This window comes from Hymenobacter terrigena (assembly GCF_054776515.1).
On record NZ_BAAHBU010000003.1, the window covers coordinates 660,469 to 677,503 of the forward strand.

Annotated in this window: 8 protein-coding genes; 2 read left to right on the forward strand and 6 right to left on the reverse strand. The window is 63.0% G+C overall.

Annotation, left to right across the window (positions count from 1 at the left end):
• Window positions 1-81: 81 nt before the first annotated feature.
• On the reverse strand, window positions 82-3,375 hold the full coding sequence (locus ACYU7Q_RS15890; RefSeq protein WP_460610423.1) for a T9SS type A sorting domain-containing protein: 3,294 nt from the start codon (window positions 3,373-3,375) through the stop codon (window positions 82-84).
• A gap of 321 nt (window positions 3,376-3,696) precedes the next feature.
• Between ACYU7Q_RS15890 and ACYU7Q_RS15895 the strand changes: the two genes are divergently transcribed.
• Both ACYU7Q_RS15895 and ACYU7Q_RS15900 read left to right on the forward strand, forming a co-directional pair.
• On the forward strand, window positions 3,697-6,459 hold the full coding sequence (locus tag ACYU7Q_RS15895; RefSeq protein ID WP_460610424.1) for an MGH1-like glycoside hydrolase domain-containing protein: 2,763 nt from the start codon (window positions 3,697-3,699) through the stop codon (window positions 6,457-6,459).
• 121 nt (window positions 6,460-6,580) lie between these two features.
• Entirely contained in the window at window positions 6,581-7,189 is a 609-nt protein-coding gene (locus ACYU7Q_RS15900) for an efflux RND transporter periplasmic adaptor subunit (protein ID WP_460610425.1), read from the forward strand.
• A gap of 10 nt (window positions 7,190-7,199) precedes the next feature.
• Here the strand turns inward: ACYU7Q_RS15900 and ACYU7Q_RS15905 are convergent, their stop codons facing one another.
• The 5 genes from ACYU7Q_RS15905 to ACYU7Q_RS15925 all read right to left on the reverse strand — a co-directional run bounded on the left by ACYU7Q_RS15905 (window position 7,200) and on the right by ACYU7Q_RS15925 (window position 16,962).
• Window positions 7,200-7,976, reverse strand: coding sequence for a porin family protein (locus ACYU7Q_RS15905; protein ID WP_460610426.1), 777 nt, complete (start codon window positions 7,974-7,976; stop codon window positions 7,200-7,202).
• 105 nt (window positions 7,977-8,081) lie between these two features.
• The gene (gene bglX / locus ACYU7Q_RS15910; protein WP_460610427.1) at window positions 8,082-10,388 is read right to left on the reverse strand and encodes a beta-glucosidase BglX; all 2,307 of its coding nucleotides are present in this window, start codon (window positions 10,386-10,388) and stop codon (window positions 8,082-8,084) included.
• A gap of 165 nt (window positions 10,389-10,553) precedes the next feature.
• A complete protein-coding gene (locus tag ACYU7Q_RS15915; protein ID WP_460610428.1) occupies window positions 10,554-11,918 on the reverse strand; it encodes a glucoamylase family protein in 1,365 nt (454 codons plus the stop codon).
• Between the two features lie 160 nt (window positions 11,919-12,078).
• Window positions 12,079-13,611, reverse strand: coding sequence for a RagB/SusD family nutrient uptake outer membrane protein (locus ACYU7Q_RS15920; RefSeq protein ID WP_460610429.1), 1,533 nt, complete (start codon window positions 13,609-13,611; stop codon window positions 12,079-12,081).
• Window positions 13,612-13,620: 9 nt separating this feature from the next.
• On the reverse strand, window positions 13,621-16,962 hold the full coding sequence (locus ACYU7Q_RS15925) for a TonB-dependent receptor (protein ID WP_460610430.1): 3,342 nt from the start codon (window positions 16,960-16,962) through the stop codon (window positions 13,621-13,623).
• Window positions 16,963-17,035: the final 73 nt, after the last annotated feature.

Consider the following 17,035-nt stretch of genomic DNA (forward strand, 5'->3'; position numbering starts at 1 on the left):
GCCGAAAACAGGCCGACATCGCCATAAAAAAAGCCCTGACCAAAAGGGTCAGGGCCTTTTCAATAATTAAAACCGACGAGCTTATTCTTTAATAACGCGGCGGGTATCGAGGCTGCCGGCGGTTTTTACGCGCAGCAGATACACGCCTGAGGTCAGCTGGGTTAGGTTCACGGCCTGTGTGGCAGTGCCAGCCGAGGCGGGAACCGTGGCGGCAAAAACCACTTGTCCTAGAGTATTAATTACCGTCAGCTCGGCGGCGGCGTGGTAGCCGGTTAGCTCCACACGGAAGTTGCCGTCCGGGGTAGGGTTGGGGTACACGCTTAGCGAGGTGCCGGTCAGTGCTTTCAGGCTGGACGTAACCACCAGCGGAGCCGAAGGCAGCGAGATGCAGCCGTTGGCATTGGTGGTTTGCACGGTGTAGGTGCCGAACTGGGATGGCGTGCCGTTCACCACGTAGGTCTGGCCGGTAGCGCCGGGAATCAGCCCATTATTGAGGTAGAACTGGTTGCCGGTAGCCGCGCTCGATGTCAATGTAGTGGTCGAACCGTTGTACTGGACCGAGATGGTCGGGGTGGCGGGCCGGGCGTTGATGGTAACCGTCGTGGTGGCCGAGGTAGCCGTGCAGCCGCTGGCAGCGGCTACAGTGTTGGTGACGGTGTAAGTGCCGGGCGTGCTGGTGGCCACGGCAATGGCTCCCGTTGTGGCGTCAATGCTCAGGCCGGTAGTAGACGAGAACGTACCCGTCGTGCTGGTGGCCGGTACCACGGCCGGCGCATTGCTGCCCGAAGTACAGTAAGCGGCGTTGGCGTAGGTGAACGTAGCCACCGGCGCGGCCGTGATGGTCACCGAAGCCGTAGCCGACGACGGGCAGCTGCCCCCCACGCTGTAAGTGACGGTGTAGGTGCCGGGCGTGCTGGCAGCAGGATTCACGGTGCCCGTGGTAGCATTCAGGCTAAGGCCGGTGGGGGCGGAGAAGGTGCCGCCGGCCGTGCCCGTTACCGTAGGCGCGGGGGCGGTGGCGCTCTGGCAGTACGTCGAACCCGCGTAGGCGAACGTGGCCGAGGTGGCCGGATTCACCGTCACGGCAACCGGGGTGGCCGCGCCCGAGCAGCCGGCCGCGTTGGTGGCCGTCACGCCATACGAGCCGCTGGCCGAAACCGTGATGCTGGCCGTGGTGGCGCCGGTGCTCCAGCGGTAGCTGCTGCCGCCGCTGGCCGTGAGCGTGACGGTTCCGCCCGCGCAAAACGTGGTGGCCCCGCTGGCCGTGATGCTTGCTACAGGCGCGGCATTGATAACCACTTGGGCCGTGGCCGTGGCGGCCGCACATCCACCCGCAGCGGCAATGGTGTTGGTAACCGTATAGGTGCCGGGCTGGCTGCCGGTCAGCGTCACAACGCCGGTGCTGGCGTTGATATTAAGGCCGGCTGGGGAGGCAGTGAAAGTGCCCGCCGCTGCGTTGGTGCCCAGGGTAGGGGCGGCCGTGGTACCGGCATTGGCGCAGTAGGCCGTGGTGCCGTAGCTGAACGTGGCCACCGGCGGCCGGGCGATGGTGAGCTGGGCCGAAACCGTCGTCGGGCAGTTCACGATGTCGGCGTTGTAGCTCACGGTGTAGGTGCCGGGCGTGGATGTGGCCACGTTCACGCTGCCCGTGGCAGCGTCGATGCTCAGGCCGGTGCCCGCGCTGAAGCTGCCGCCGGTGGGACCGGTGATGCTGGGCGTGGGGTTGGTGCCGGACTGGCAGTAGCTGGCCGCGCCGTACGCCACTGCCACAGCCGTGGGGCAGTTGAAGGCGTAGGTGAGGGCCTGCCGGCCTGGCAATTGGTTAAAGTCAACGCCCGTCGACACGCCCAGGTTGGTGGCCCCGTTGCCGGGAATGGCCGGAATCATGTCCGACGACAGGTAGTTGCCGTTGCCGTTGTTCTGCACCAGAAAGGCCTGGATGGTGGTATTGGCTAAGGTAGCCGGTACGCCCAGGGCGGCGCGGTCGATTTCCATTTCCCAGCCATAGTTGCCGGGGTTGCCCGACAGCAAGCCCGTGGGCGAGTTGCGGTAGGCCACCAGCGCGCCATCGAACTGCGTGACGGCGGTGGAATTCAGCGTGCTGGGCGCGCCGGCGGTCGAGAGGCTCGGGAGCGAATACTGGTCGACGACGCCGCCCGCGTAGCGCGCTACCTGCACCGTGTAGCCGGGCGTGCTGCCCTGCAGGGCCAAGCCGAGGTCGGTTTCCAGGTCCAGTTTGGCCTTCATCTGCTCGAAGCTGGTGCCTGAGTTGGGATTGCCGCCCGGTAGGGCCGTGCCCCGGGGCACGCCCGTGAGGCCGGGTACGTTGAAATAGAGCTGGAACGTGTTGCCGTTATTTTCCAGCGTGCCCACCACAAACAGGTAGAGCTTGGTGGCGGTGTTGGCCATGTAGAACTTGGTGAGGCCGTAGTCGCCGAAGCCCGCCGGGTGTGGGGTGGTGTACTCACCCACCAGCTGGTAGAGGCCCTGGGTGCCGGTCCCGATTTCGTTGGCATCGAGGCGGCCGTCGATGGTGAGGGCATTGACGCGGATGGACTGCGTGCCGGCGATGGTGCCGAAGTTGGGGTCGGCCCCCAGCGGCGTGTTCAGCCCGGCTACCTGCGGAAATAAATCGGTCGTGAAGTCGCCGTAGCTGGTGGTGAAGGCGCCAAAAAGGTCGAGCGGGGTGCCGCCTTGCGCCCCAATGGCAGTCAGCGGAATTTCGATTTCCCAACCGGTGGCGGTGTTAGCCGCAATGCTGGCGGTGTTGAAGTAAGCAAACCTGGCCCCGTTCAGGCCGCCGCTGGCCACGGCCAGCGGGCCTCCCTGGTTAGTGGCCGCGCCGAGGAAATTGTCCACGTTGCGGCCGCCCACGGTGGCCGGTGTGGTGTAGTCGACGTAGCTGTAATACACGCTGTCGCGGTTGACGCCGGTGGCGGAAGTGGTCAGGCGCAGCGCGTAGTCGGTTTCCTGGTCGAGGGTGGGCCGATGGTAGAGGGGCGACTCGATGCGCGAGCTGCCCGCCAGGCGCGTGCCGGCCGGCACCCCCGCGCGGCCCGCCGCGTTCAGGTAGAGCACCAGCGAGCTGTAGTCGGTGGCCAGCGTGGGCGAGGCCACCATCATGATGTTGAGCGTGGTGGCGGTGCGGGCCACGTACAGGCTTTTCAGGCCCCGGTCGGCCACCGAGTGGGGGCCGGTGTAGGAGGCCACCAGCTGGTATTTGCCCGGCCCGATTTCGCTGGCCGAAGCGCGGCCGTCGACTACAAATTGCGCCTGCACCGGCCCGGCCAGCAGCAACGTGAGTAAAAACGCCAGCATAAGCCGGAGGCGGCCCGTGGTGATGGTTCTGAAATACAGTGGTAGAAGCTGCATCATAAAAAAACGACTTGGAAAAATGTGGGTGAAAAGGCGAAAAAACTTGGTTAATTATTGAGGGAAATGCAGAAAAATCCCGGCAAAGGTCAGCCTTTAGACCTGGGCTTTCCAATAGCTCAGAAAGTTCTTTTTTGAGCCGGCGCGGCTCTCGGCGCAGGGCCGCTGGGGAGGCGGTGGCCCGCCCCAGTTTCCGGCGTGTTGAGGGCGGAAGCATTGGCCCGCCAGTAGTGCCTATTCATCTGCCTGCGTTCAACGCTACCAGCCCGTACCAAAGACTCCGTAATTTGCGCCTCCCCGCCACTTTCGCCGCTCCTTCCCCTAATGAACCCTACCGCCCTCGCCGCTGGCTTCCTGCTCACCCTGGGCCTGCTCCCGGCCTGCCAGACCACCAAGCCGGCCGCTCCTGCCACCGCAACCGCCCCCGCCGTGCAAACTCCCATCTGGCAATCCGACGCTTATAGCCTGTACCGCGACCACGTGACGCAGGGCCCGCACGAGGCCCGCGCCCTCTCCGCCACGGAATTGGTGTCGAACTACGTGAGCCCCGCCAACGACCGGCAAAACCCGCGCATCGAGTTCAAATTCAGCATCAACGGCAAGGATAATGAGATGGCGCCCGGCCTGAACCACCTGCTGGTGGCCTTGCCCCGGTCCGGTGGCGGGGCCATCGAAACGCCGCCCATCGTGTTCGGGCAGCGCTACGTGGATGCCACACCGGCTGCTTCCGATACTTATCTGGCTCCGAATACGCCGGTACGCATCCGGCTGGATTTGCGGCCGGTGCTGGCGGCGTTCAAAAAGCAGGGTTTCTACACCACGTTCAAGGGTGAGAAGCTGTGCCAGCAGGATTTCAAGCGCGTGTACGTGGCCGGAGGCACCGCGCCGCTAAGCTGGGATTTCGACAACCTGACCAACAAGCCGGAGCTGGAAATGAAGGACCCGGACGGCGACGGCATCTACGAAGCCACGCTGACCCTGAACCAGCCCACCGCCGCCAAAACCACTGCCGCGAGCTGGAAAAAGACCATCAACACCGACGATTTTCCGCAGTATTCTTCCAATTACCCGCTGGCCGATGCCCTCTACAACCTGGCCCTGGAGGAAGCCCGCCGCGCCGTGGAGCCGGACAGCACCTTCCGCACCGGCAAGGAGTGGGCCGGCGTCTGGACGCGCGATGTGAGCTACAGCATCATCCTCGCGCAGGCTTCTTTGCAGCCAAAAGTGGCCATGAACAGCCTCCTGCGCAAGGTGAGCCCCAGCGGCCGCATCATTCAGGACACCGGCACGGGCGGGGCCTACCCGTGCTCGACGGACCGCATTATTTGGGCCACGGCGGCCTGGGAAGTGTACCAGGCCACCGGCGACGAAGCCTGGCTGCGCAAGGTGTACCCCATCATCAAGCAAAGCATTGCCGACGACGTGCAGAACGCCTACGACCCCGCCACCGGCCTGGTGCGCGGCGAGTCGTCGTTCCTGGACTGGCGCGAGCAGACTTATCCGCGCTGGATGCAGCCGGTCGACATCTACCAGTCCGAAAACCTGGGTACCAACGCCGTACATTACCAGGCCAACATGGTGCTGGCCCGGATGGCTGCCCGCCTCGGCGACCCCGGCATGGCGGCCCAGCACCAGCGCCAGGCCGCCGGCATCAAAGCTGCCATCAACGAGCACCTGTGGCAGGCCGATAAGGGCTACTACGGTCAGTTCCTGTATGGCCGCACTGCCCTTACACTTTCGCCCAGGGCCGAGGCGCTGGGGGAGGCGCTGTGCGTGCTCTTCGGCGTGGCCGATGGCGAGCGGGCGCAGCAGGTGGTAGCCAGCACGCCCACCGTGCCCTTCGGTATCCCGTGCATTTACCCGCAGATTCCGGGCATCCCGCCGTACCATAATGATGCCGTGTGGCCCTTCGTGCAGAGTTTCTGGGCGCTGGCGGCCGCGCAAGTCGGCAACGAGGCGTCGCTCACCGAGAGCATGGCCGCCATCTACCGGCCGGCGGCGCTGTTTCTTACCAACAAGGAAAACTTCGTGGCCCACAACGGCGACTACGCCGGCACCCAAATCAACTCCAGCAACATGCTCTGGAGCCTTTCCGGCAGCCTGAGCCTGGTGTATAAGGTACTGTTTGGGCTGCGGTATGAGGATGAGCGGCTGGTGTTCCGGCCCTTCGTGCCACAGTCGTTTCAGGGGCAGCGCCGGCTCACTGGCTTCAAATACCGGAAAGCCGTGCTCGATGTGGAAATGACGGGCTTCGGCAACGCCATCAAAAGCATTACGCTCGATGGCCAGCCACTGGCCGATGCCGCTATTCCGGCTGGCCTGAGCGGGCGGCACGCGGTCAGCATCGTGCTCAGCAGCAAAGCCCCGGCCGCCCAGCCGGTGAACCGCGTGGCCGATGCCGTGGCTCCGGAAACGCCTGCCGTTGCATTTGAATTTGGATGGAGTGACAGTTTAACGTGGGCACCAGTGGCTGGTGCTGAAAAGTATCTGGTGCTGAAAAATGGCGTGCCCAGTACAACAACCAGTGCCAATGGGTATCGCATGCAAATGGATGCATTTAGTAGTGAAAGCCGTTTTGCTGTATGGCAAATTATGGCCGTGAATGCCATAGGAAGTCAATCCTTTGCCAGTGAGCCTTTAGAAACCGGCCCTAAATCTTATGTTAAGGCAGTACAGCTCGAAACCATAGCCCCCAAATCCCCCCAGCCCTACAAAGGCTACTCCGGCAAGGGCTTCGTCGAAATCTCGACTACCAAAAACCCGGTCCTCACCATCCCCGTCACCGTGCCCGAAAGCGGCGTGTACGCCCTCGATTTCCGCTACGCCAACGGCAACGGGCCCATCAACACCAACAATCAGTGCGCCATCCGCACACTGCGGCGCGGGGGCGAGTTGCTGGGCACGGTGGTGCTGCCGCAGCGCGGCGTGGCCGAATGGAGCAACTGGGGCTTCTCAAACCCCATTCTGGTGCGCCTCGAAAAAGGCCCCCACGCCCTCACCCTAGCCTACGAGCCCGCCAACCAGAACATGAACGGCGCCGTGAACCAGGCCATGCTGGACTACCTGCGCCTGCGCCGGGTAGAGTAGAGGCGGGAACTGCGGCTAGCGCTGCCGGGGCAACACTCTTTCGATAGCTGCTCAGTGTCTTTTGCCGTATGCTGACTAACCGAGCCGGAGCGCCGGCCGGCTATTTCTGTTATCCTGTTTTATGAAAAAACCACTCCTCATTGGCCTGGTCCTGTTATTAATCGTGGGAGCCATCGTGGGCCGCCGCTGGTGGTGGAAATCCACCGACGAAGTGGCGGCTCTGGCCGCTGGCCCCGCGCCCGCTGCCGTCATCCCCGATTCGTCGGTCATCGTGCTCACGGGGCGCGTGGAGGCCGGCGGCACCGAGCCGGTGCTGGCCAAAAAGCGCGGCCGCATTCGCAGCGTGTACTTCAGTCCCGGCGAGTACATCCGCCGCGGGGCCGTCATTGCCAAGCTGGCCGATTATAACTTCGTGGTAGCCCCGCACGACGGCTTCCTGGGCGAGCGACAGGTAACCGTAGGCCAGTACGTGACGCCCACCACCGTGGTCAGCACCATTTCGAAGCAGGGCTACTTGCTGGTGCCAGTAGGCGTGGTAGCCAAAAAGCAGGCCCACGTCCAGCCCGGCGATTCGGTGCGGGTGTGGGCCGCCAGCCGTCCCACCCGCGTGGTGACCGGCGTGGCCGCGCCCGCCACCGACACTACCGGCGGCATAACCCTCGAAGTCCGGCTGCCCTCGCGCGCCCCGCTGCGCCTGGGCGAAGTGGCCAGCGTGCAGTTGAAGCGCTAGCGATGCGCCATCAGGACTTGCCAAATAACAGGTAAGCCACCGAAGCCTGAAACGCGCTGTTGTGGTAAACAGACGCGGAAATAGTGACGGTGGCAGCGTTGCCACTCAGGACTTGCTCTTTGCCCAGGTTGCGCAGCCCTAGGCTATAGCCGATGTGAAGCAGCGCCCGACCGTACCCATAGCCCAGCCCGCCCTGCACGCCGGCATCGAAGCGCTGGGTGTAGAAAACGTCCCGGCTGACGGTGTTGGGCCACGGGGCGTCGTATGCCGCAACGGTTCCGCTGGTTTGCGAAGAGCTGCCGCCGCCGGAATGGGGCGTTCGGTAAGCGTAGCCCAGCGCGGAGGTGTAATGCCCGCCCAGCAACAAGCTCACATAAGGCCCAGCAAATACCTGGAAGCCCTGGCCATCGGCCCGTTGGGTGTAGGCTAGGTTGAGCGGCAAGGTTAAGTAGTTGAAGCAGTAATCGTTTTTGGTGCTATTCCAGCTGTAATTGCCGTTGCTCTCCTGGGTGTACTCATCGTCGATTCTGAAGCCCTTTTGCGAGAAGAGCAACGCGGGCTGCAAGGCCCAGTGCCCCGTGCTGATGGAAGCCAGTGCGCCCACCTCAACGCCGGTGCGAGCCGTGGTGTGATAGCCGTCGGGGCGGTAGTAAGTAGCGTAGGGCGTAGCCGAAATATTGCCCCCCAGCTGGGGGCCAACGCTAACGCGAACCTGGGCCTGGACCGTGCCGGCCAGCAGCGCGCCGGCTGCAACGACGGCAGCCACAGAAGGTAGAAAATGCTTCATGGCGTGGCAGAAATGAAGTCCCAGGTTATACCGGCATGTGTTGTGGGTACACTCCGGCATTCCAAGGTAAGCCACCGACGCAGTAGCCGGCAAACTTCCCCGGCCTTAGCGGGCCGCCAGCTTGAAAGTAGCCGTCTGCACGTCGCGCGAGTTGCCGCCCACCATCACCTGGAAGTCGCCGGGCTCGGCCACGAATTTCAGGTCGTTGTTGTAGAATTTCAGCGCATCGGGGGCGAGGCGGAAGGTCAGGGTTTTGCTCTCGCCTTTCTTGAGCATGACTTTTTGGAACCCTTTCAGCTCCGCAACCGGGCGCGAGATGGAACCCACCAGGTCGCGGATGTACAGCTGGGCCACTTCTTCGCCGTCCATTTGGCCGGTGTTCTGCACGGTCACACTCACGGTCAGGGTTTCGGCAGGGCCAATGGTAGCTTTGCTCACCGTGGGCTTGCCGTAGGTGAAGCTGGTGTAGCTCAGGCCGAAGCCGAAGGGGTAGAGCGGCTCATTGGGCGCGTCCAAGTAACGCGATTTGTACTTGTCGAGCTTCACGCCGCCGTAGGGCCGGCCGGTGTTTTTGTGGTTGTAATAGATGGGTTCCTGGCCCACAGTCACGGGGAAAGTGGCAGTGATTTTGCCGCTCGGGTTGTAGTCGCCAAACAGCACGTCGGCGATGGCACTGCCTGCCTGCGTGCCCGCAAACCACGTTTCGAGGATGGCGTCGGCGTTCTGGTTTTCCCAGGGCAGGGCCAGCGGGCGGCCGTTCATCAGCACCAGCACCAGCGGCTTGCCGGTTGCTTTCAGCGCCTTCAGCAAGGCCAGCTGCTGGCCGGGCAGGCCGATGTCGGCGCGGGCGGCGGCCTCGCCGGTCATGCCCTGGCTTTCGCCCACCACGGCCACGACTACGTCGGCGCTTTGGGCCACCTGCACGGCTTCTTTTATCATGTCTTCGGCGCTGCGTTTGTCCAGCTCCAGCTCGCCGCCGTGGGCTTGCAGGCGGTCCAGCATCTGTTGGTCGTCGGCAATGTTGGCCCCCTTGGCGTAGGTGATTTTGAGGCCGGGCGCGGCGGCGCGCAGGCCCTGCTCTACCGATACGGCCTGGTGCCAGTCGCCGGCCCCGCTCCAACTGCCGATGACGTCGCGCTGCCGGTTGGCCAGCGGGCCGATGAGGGCGATGCTGCCGGTTTTCTTCAGCGGCAATGCGCTCCGCTCGTTTTTTAGTAGCACCATACTCTTGCGGGCAATGTCGCGGGCGGCGACGATGAACTCCGGCTTCATCAGGGTGCTGGTGGCGCGCTCGGCGCTCACCTTGCGGTAGGGGTCCGTGAACAGGCCGAGCTTGTACTTGGCTTCCAGAATGCGGCGGCAGGCGGCATCCAGCTGGGCCTTGCTCACAGCCCCGGACTGAATGTTTTTGGCGGTGTATTTCAGAAATTCCTCGCCCACCATGTCCTGGTCGATGCCCGCGTTCAGGGCCAGGGCGGCTACCTGTTCGGCGTTGCCCATGCCGTGTTCAATCAGCTCGGGAATGGCGGTGTAGTCCGTGACCACGAAGCCTTGGAAGCCCCACTGCTTGCGCAGAAGGTCGGTCATCAGCCACTTGTTGGCGGTAGCGGGCGTGCCGTTCACGTCGTTGAAGGACGACATGACGGAGCCCACGCCGGCATCCACGGCCGCTTTGTAGGGCGGCAGGTACTCGTTGTACATGCGCTGCTTGCTCATGTCGGTGGTGTTGTATTCGCGGCCGGCCTCGGCGGCCCCGTAGAGGGCAAAGTGCTTGAGGCAGGCCATGACGCTGGTGGGGTTGGTCAGGTCGTTGCCGGGGCCCTGGTAGCCGCGCACCATGGCCTCGGCAATGCGCGAGCCGAGGTAGGGGTCTTCGCCGGCGCCTTCCGAAATGCGGCCCCAGCGGGCATCGCGGGCAATGTCGACCATTGGCGAAAACACCCAATCCAGCCCATCGGCCGAAGCTTCTTCGCCTGCAATGCGGGCGCTCTGCTCAATGGCTTTCAAATCCCAGCTCGCCGAAAGGCCCAGCGCAATCGGGAAAATGGTGCGGTGCCCGTGAATTACATCGTACCCAAACATGAGCGGAATGTGCAGCCGCGACTCCTTTATGGCCATTTCCTGGAGCTTGCGCACCGCCACCGGCGTGTAGGTATTGAACACGCCGCCCACCAGCCCCTTGCGGATGTTGGCGTCGACGTCCTTGCTCACCACCGGCCCGGTGACATCAAACCCGACGGAAACGAGGTTGAGCTGGCCGATTTTCTCTTCCTGGGTCATTTTCGCCATCAGGCCGTCGATGTACTGCTTCATCTTCTGGTCGGAAGTGGCGGCAGTTAGCACGGGCTTTTTCTGGGCGCGGGCGGCGGGAGTAAGGGCAAGGGCGAGGAGGAGCAGGGGTAAGCGTTTCATGCGGGAGGGTATGTTGTAAGTTGGAGGCTGGACCGTCATACAGAGCGCAGCGAAGCATCTTTACCACAATAGTAAAATCAATTACTTGCGGCGGGCAAGATGCTTCGCTGCGCTCTGCATGACGTGCTGTGAGAATTTTAACAGTTGCTGCTTGAGTGTTGGGAGTTACTTCTTCAGTGCCGGACTTTCAAAGCCCAGCTTGCCCAGGCCGCGCTGCACGTCGGGCGAGCTCATGAACAGCTTCCACAAAAGTCCCGTCCGGTAGTTCTCAATCATGCCCACAATCGGGCCTTGGTCGATGGCCAGGTAGGATTTCGCCTGCCAGTTGTGCTCCTCGCTAAAGCCGTCGACGAAGCCGTACTCGCCCCAGATTTTATCGCCGAGGTCGAAGTAAAAGTGCTTCAGCGCCCGCATCGACTGCTCGGGCGTGTAGGGGAAGGCCGAGAGGGCGGCGGTGGGCGAAATCACGCTCAAATCCTCCTTGGGATTGTGGGCGGCGTAGCCCTGGTAGCTGTCGGAGGCGGTGAGGCCCCAGGTGTTGGGGCCGTAGCCTTTGAAATGCTTGGGGTTTTCGACGCAGTACTGGTAGTTGATGAGGGTGTGGTTCTGATTTTGCTGCCAGTAGTCGGCGTATTGGTCCTTGAGGCCGTGGGGGTTCAGGCCCAGGAAGGAGTAGTGCGTGAAGAACAGCGGCCCGCCGAAATCCGGCCCCAGCGGCAGCTTGATGCCGTAGTATTCCTTGCCGTTTTTAAACTCCGGCCCCACGGCCCAGCCCTGGTCATACACGGGCTTGTCGATGGCGTATTTGGGGGAGGATGCGGCCAGCACGTAAGTTATCAGGCACTCGTTCCAGCCGTGAATCTGGTGGTTCATGCTCCAGCCGTTGTTGGGGCTCCAGTGCCAGTAGAGCACGTTTTGGCCGCCCTGGGTTTGCCAGTTCCACTCCACGTTTTCCCACATCCAGAGAATGTGGTTGCGCAGGTCGCGCTCCAGGGGCGTGTCGGCGGTGAAATACTGGCGGGCGCAAATCAGGCCTTCCATCAGGAAGGAAGTTTCCACAATATCGCCGCCGTCGTCCTTCGCCCCGAACTTGATGACCTTGCCGGTTTCGCCGTTCAGCCAATGCGGGAAGACGCCGTGGTAACAGTCGGCTTTCTCCAGCCAGCGCACCATTTTGTAGAGGCGCGTGGCGGCCTGCTCGCGGGTTATCCACTTGCGGTCGGCCGCCACCACAATGGCCATGATGCCGAAGCCCGTGCCGCCGGTGGTCACCACCTCGTTGCCGTAGTCGTAGGCCACGTTGCTGCGCTCGCGCGCCATGCCCGAAACCGGGTGGCCGAAATCCCAGAAATAGCGGAAGGTCTGCTTTTGCACCAGGTCCAGCAGCTGGTCGTCGGTGAGGTTGCGGGGGCGCTGGCGCGGGTCAAATTTGACGGTGGAGGCGGGGGCTTTTTTCGGCGCGGCCTTCTGCTGGGCTTGTGCGAAGCCGGGCAGCAGGAGTAGCGCAAGGAGCAAGGGTTTTGCGTTCATTCGTTTGGTTTTGAACGTCATAAATAATACGCCGTCATGCAGAGCGCAGCGAAGCATCTCTACCGCAGTAAGTAATTCAATCGAAAGAATTAGTGGTGGCGGGCAAGATGCTTCGCTGCGCTCTGCATGACGGTCTTTTTGAGAAAAACGTCAGTACCCGCTAGTACCCCGGGTTCTGCGTCAGCAGGCCGCCGCTGAGGTCAATCTGGGGCTGCGGAATGGGGAACAACTCGTGTTTGCCCTTCACAAACGTCTTGCCCTGGGCCGCGAAAATGGGCACAATGCGGCCCGGCGTCACACTTTCCTGGCGCACAAGGTCGAAGAACCGGTCGTGCTCCAGGGCCAGCTCCACGCGGCGCTCTTTCCAGATGTTGGTCACCGTGGGGGCCGTGGGGGCGAGGCCGGCGCGGCTGCGCACGGCGTCCAGGTCGGCCTGGGCCGCGGCGGCATTGCCGAGCTGGGCGGCGGCTTCGGCGTGGATGAGCAGGATTTCGGCGTAGCGCAGCACCCGGATGTTCTTCGGCAAATAGTCGTTGTTGCCGCAGTTGGCCTCTTTGGTGCGGCTGTGGTAGGCCTTATAGCTGTAGCGCGAGTTCTCCACCGAGTCCTGGCCCGGCACGCGGAAGCCGTCCCAGAGCACCGTGGGGCCTTTGGGCTTGATGAAGATGATGCTGCCGTCTTTGCGCACGTCGTTGGGCTCGTAGGCATTCACCAGGTCGGTGGTGGGGTTGTTGAAGCCAAAGCCCAGGTCGGCCCAGCCGCGCAGGCCGCCCGCGCGGGGGCCCTGGCTCACGGTGTAGAGCTGCACCGCCGAGTTGTCGCAGGAGGCATTGGTGCCGGCCTGCACCTCAAAAATGGACTCCACGCTGTTGGCCCCGGCCGTGCGCCAGATGTCGGCGTAGGGCCGGAACAGGCCGTAGGTGCCCGAGCGGCCCTTCACGATTTCATCGGTCAGGTCGTAGGCTTTCTGGTAGTTTTTCTGGTAGAGGTACACCTTGGCCAACAGGCCCTGGGCGGCGGCTTTGGTGGCGCGGCCGGTTTCGGTGGCCCCTTTCAGCGGCAGGTTGTCCACGGCAAACTGCAGGTCGCTGATGATGAAGGCGTAGATGTCGGCCGCCGAGGCGCGCTGCTGGAGTTGGGGGCTACTGATTTCGGACACCTGCGGCACCCGGTCGAGCTTGGGCACGCCGCCAAACAGGCGCACGAGGTTGAAGTAAAAGTAGCCGCGCAGGAAGCGTACCTGGCCCAGCAGGTTGTTTTTGGTGGCCTCGGGCACGGTGGTGAGGGCAATTTTGTCGAGCGCCTGGTTGGCGCGCGAAATGCCCTGGTAGTAGCCGGTCCACGCATTGTTGACGGTGCCGTTGCTGGGCGTCAGCGTGAAGTTGTCAATCGTGAGGGCGTCGTTGTAGTCGGTCGGGGTGCTGCCCTTGTCGGCATCGTCCGAGGCAATGTCGGTGAGAATGACGAACTGCAGGCCGTGAATATCGGGACCGAAACCGCCCAGGTACATGGCATTATACACGCCATCGACGAGCTTCTGAGCGATGCCCGGGTCGTTGCGGATGGCATCTTCGCTGAGCTGGCCCTGGGGGGCCACGTCGAGGAAGCCGTTGCAGCCGCTGGCCAGGGCCAGGGTGAGCGCCAGCGCGGCCGTGCCGGCGCGGCGGGGAAAGGCGGAAAAAGTAGGTTTCATCGGCGTAGCTTATTTGAAGTTGACGTTCAGCCCCAGGGTCACGGTGCGGCTGGTGGGGTAGGTGTTGAGCTCGATGCCCGAGTCGAGCGGCCCGCCGGCCAGCTCCGGCGTGAAGCCGGTGTACTTGGTGGCCGTGAACACGTTCTGGGCGGCCGCAAACACGCGTACCGAGGCCAGGTGGGCCTTTTCGAGGGCGGTGCCGGGTACGGTGTAGCCCAGCACCAGATTGGTGAGGCGCAGGTAGGAGCCCGATTCGAGGAAGTACGTCGAGTTGGGCATGCTGGGCGTGAGGGCGCGCGGGTTGGTGTTGGAGGGGTTGCTGGTCGTCCAGCGGTCGGCTGCAAAGCTGGCTTCCACGTTGTTGGTGGCCTGGCTAATGGCTTGCTTTTTGGCGTTGTACACCTTGTTATTCAGATTGCCCGAAAACACGAAGGAGAAGTCCACGTTGCGGAAATTCAGCCCGCCGTTGATGCCGAAGTACACCGGCGGCTGGTACGAGCCGAAGTAGCTGCGGTCCTTGGCGTCAATCACGCCGTCGCCGTTGGTGTCGGCGTATTTGAGGTCGCCGGGGATGGTGGTGCCGCCGGGCCCGGTGCCGTAGGGCGATTTCGGCGAGCTTTTGATTTCGTCGGCGGTCTGGTACACGCCAATGGCATCGAGCAGGAAGAAGCTGCCGGCGGCCACGCCGTTGTCCGATTTGGTCACGTCGTTCGGCCCGCCGGGCAGGGCCTGGCCGCCGTTGAGGTTGGCAATGCGGTTTTTGTTGAAGGTTGCATTCACGCCGATGTTATAGGTCCAGTCGGTGCTGGTGCCAATGGCGGCGCGCCAGTTCAGGGCCGCTTCCACGCCCCGGTTGGTGATGGTGGCGGCGTTGGTGATGAGCTGGTTGTCGGGGTCGCCGAAAAAGCCCGGGATTTTGATGGGAATCAGTGCATCGGTGGTGCGCTTGTCGTAATAGGTCACCTCGCCGGTCAGGCGGTTATCGAGGAAGCCAAATTCCAGGGCCGCATCGTATTCTGTGGTGGTTTCCCAGCGCAGGTTCCGGTCCTTGATTTGGGTGATGGTGTTGCCCAGCACGGGCTGGCCATTGAACACGTAGGGAATGTTGGCGTTGGCCGTGAGGATGTAGGAGCTGGCCGGAATCTGGTCGTTGCCGAGCTGGCCGTAGCTGGCGCGCAGCTTCAGGAAGCTCAGGGTCTTATTTCCCTTCAAAAATTCCTCTTCCGAAAGCACCCAGCCCAGGCCCAACGACGGAAAAAAGCCGTTGCGCCGGTCCGCGTTAAACTTCGACGTAGCGTCGTGGCGCAGGTTGGTCGTGAGCAGGTAGCGGTTCTTGTAGGCGTAGTTGATGCGGCCCAGGAAGGAAATGCGGCGGTCTTTCGAAGGCAGGCCGGGGTCGGGGTTGTTGGGGTCCACGGCGTTGTTCACGGCCGACGTGGGGTCGCCGGTGTTCAGGTACCACTGGTTGGGGTCGGCGGGCACGTCCTTGCGCGAGCCCGAGAGCGGCGTGGTCATGCCTTCCTCGGTCACGGTGCCGGCCAGCACGGTCAGGTTGTGGTCCTCATTGAAAGTGCGCTGAAACGTGGCCGTATTTTCCCAGAGGTAGCGGTAGCCGTTGAGCTGGCTCACGCCCAGGTTGCTGCGCAGGTTTTGCTGGCTGCCGCCCGCCGCCAGAAACGTGTTGTTGTCGTTGCGGTATTGGTAGTCGTAGGTGCGGCTGTTGTTGGAAATCAAATCCACGTTGATGGCCGAGCGCAGCGTAAGCCACTCCACGGGCCGCACATCAACGCCAATGTTGCCCTGCAAGCGGTTGTCGAGGGCTTTATTGTCGTTTTTCTCGATGTCGAGCACCGGGTTGCCCACGTTGCCAAAGGCCGAGGTGTTACCGTACAAGCCATTCTGTTTGGCCGGAATCACCGGCGCGGCGCGGTAGGCGTTGTTGTAGGCCGCGCCCAGGTTCACCGACCGCGTATCGGCGTGGCTGAACGAGGCCTGCGAACTGATGGTCACCGCGTCCGAGAGCCGGAACGAGGTGTTGGAGCGCACCGTCAGCCGCTGAAACTTGTTGTTGATGACCGTGCCATCGTCCTGCAGCAGGTTGCCCGAGAAGTAGTACTTCACGTTATCCGTGGCGCCCGACACGGCCAGGTTGTGGTTCTGGTAGGTGCCGCGCTTCAGAATCTCGTCGTACCAGTTGGTCGAGGCCCCGTAGGTGGGCAGCACCGTGGTCGGCGACGTGTCCTTGATGTAGCTGGTATACTGCCCGGCATCGGCCATTTTCACCAGATGCGCCGCCTGCTTAAATCCGGCCGTGCCGCTGTAGCTCAGCACCGGCTTGCCCAGCTTGCCCTGCTTCGTGGTCACGATAATTACGCCGTTGGCCCCGCGCACGCCATAAATAGCAGCGGCCGAGGCATCTTTCAGTACGTCAATCGAGGCGATGTCGGCATTGCTCAGGTTACGGATGTCGGTGGTTTGCACGCCGTCCACTACGTACAGCGGCTCGGCCCCGCCCAGCAGCGTGCCCGTGCCCCGGATGCGCACCTTCGGCTGGGCATTCGGCGTGCCGTCGCTGATGATTTGCACGCCGGCCACCTTGCCCTGCAGGGCCTGGGTAGGCGTTTGCACCGGCTGGTTTACCACTTCGGCCCCGTCCACGCGGGCCACGGCCCCGGTCAGGTCCTGCCGGCGCTGGGTGCCGTAGCCAACGACGACGACCTCGCTCAGCGCTTTGGTATCAGGCACCAGCGCCACGTTGATGCTGGTCTGGCTGCCCACCACCACTTCCTGCGCCACGTAGCCCACAAAGCTAAATACCAGCGTGGAGCCCTCAGGAACAGCCAGCGTAAACTTGCCGTCCATGTCGGTCTGGGTGCCGTTGGTGCCGCCCTTGATGACGACGTTCACGCCGGGCAGGCCCGCGCCTTTCTCGTCCACCACGCGGCCCGTCACCGTGGCATCGGCCCGGATTTCCTCCACCGTAGCCGCGAGTGCTGGCCGCAGAATAATGCCGTCGTCAATCACCTTGTAGCTGATTTTCAATGGTTCCAGCAGTTGATTCAACAGCTGGGCCAGCGGCTGCCCCACGGCATCAACCGACACCCGCCGACTGGCACCGATGAGCTGCCGGCTGTATTGAAAATGCACGTTGGCCTGCGTCTCAATCTTGCTGAGCACCGTGGCCATGCGCTCGCCGCGGGCCTGCAGCGTAATGGGCTGCTCCATAAAGGGCTGCCCCGCCGAAGCCTGCGCGGGGCCAACATTTGCCAGCAGGCACAGCGCCAGCCCGGGCACCAGCGCAAACCGTTGGCAGCGCCTCAGCAGCGGTGGGAATTGTAAGGGAGTGGACATAAAGGGAAGTGGTTTGGTGGGAATGATTTTGAATGGGGGTTCGGCCGCGTCAGTACAATTGTTCCGTCGCAGC

What these genes read in the sequence shown, in the direction of transcription:
- ACYU7Q_RS15915 (WP_460610428.1), bottom strand. Translation starts at nt 11,918, where the DNA reads ATGAACGCAAAACCCTTGCTCCTTGCGCTACTCCTGCTGCCCGGCTTC.
- ACYU7Q_RS15890 (WP_460610423.1), bottom strand. Translation starts at nt 3,375, where the DNA reads ATGATGCAGCTTCTACCACTGTATTTCAGAACCATCACCACGGGCCGC.
- ACYU7Q_RS15925 (WP_460610430.1), bottom strand. Translation starts at nt 16,962, where the DNA reads ATGTCCACTCCCTTACAATTCCCACCGCTGCTGAGGCGCTGCCAACGG.
- ACYU7Q_RS15900 (WP_460610425.1), top strand. Translation starts at nt 6,581, where the DNA reads ATGAAAAAACCACTCCTCATTGGCCTGGTCCTGTTATTAATCGTGGGA.
- ACYU7Q_RS15905 (WP_460610426.1), bottom strand. Translation starts at nt 7,976, where the DNA reads ATGAAGCATTTTCTACCTTCTGTGGCTGCCGTCGTTGCAGCCGGCGCG.
- ACYU7Q_RS15920 (WP_460610429.1), bottom strand. Translation starts at nt 13,611, where the DNA reads ATGAAACCTACTTTTTCCGCCTTTCCCCGCCGCGCCGGCACGGCCGCG.
- ACYU7Q_RS15895 (WP_460610424.1), top strand. Translation starts at nt 3,697, where the DNA reads ATGAACCCTACCGCCCTCGCCGCTGGCTTCCTGCTCACCCTGGGCCTG.
- bglX (WP_460610427.1), bottom strand. Translation starts at nt 10,388, where the DNA reads ATGAAACGCTTACCCCTGCTCCTCCTCGCCCTTGCCCTTACTCCCGCC.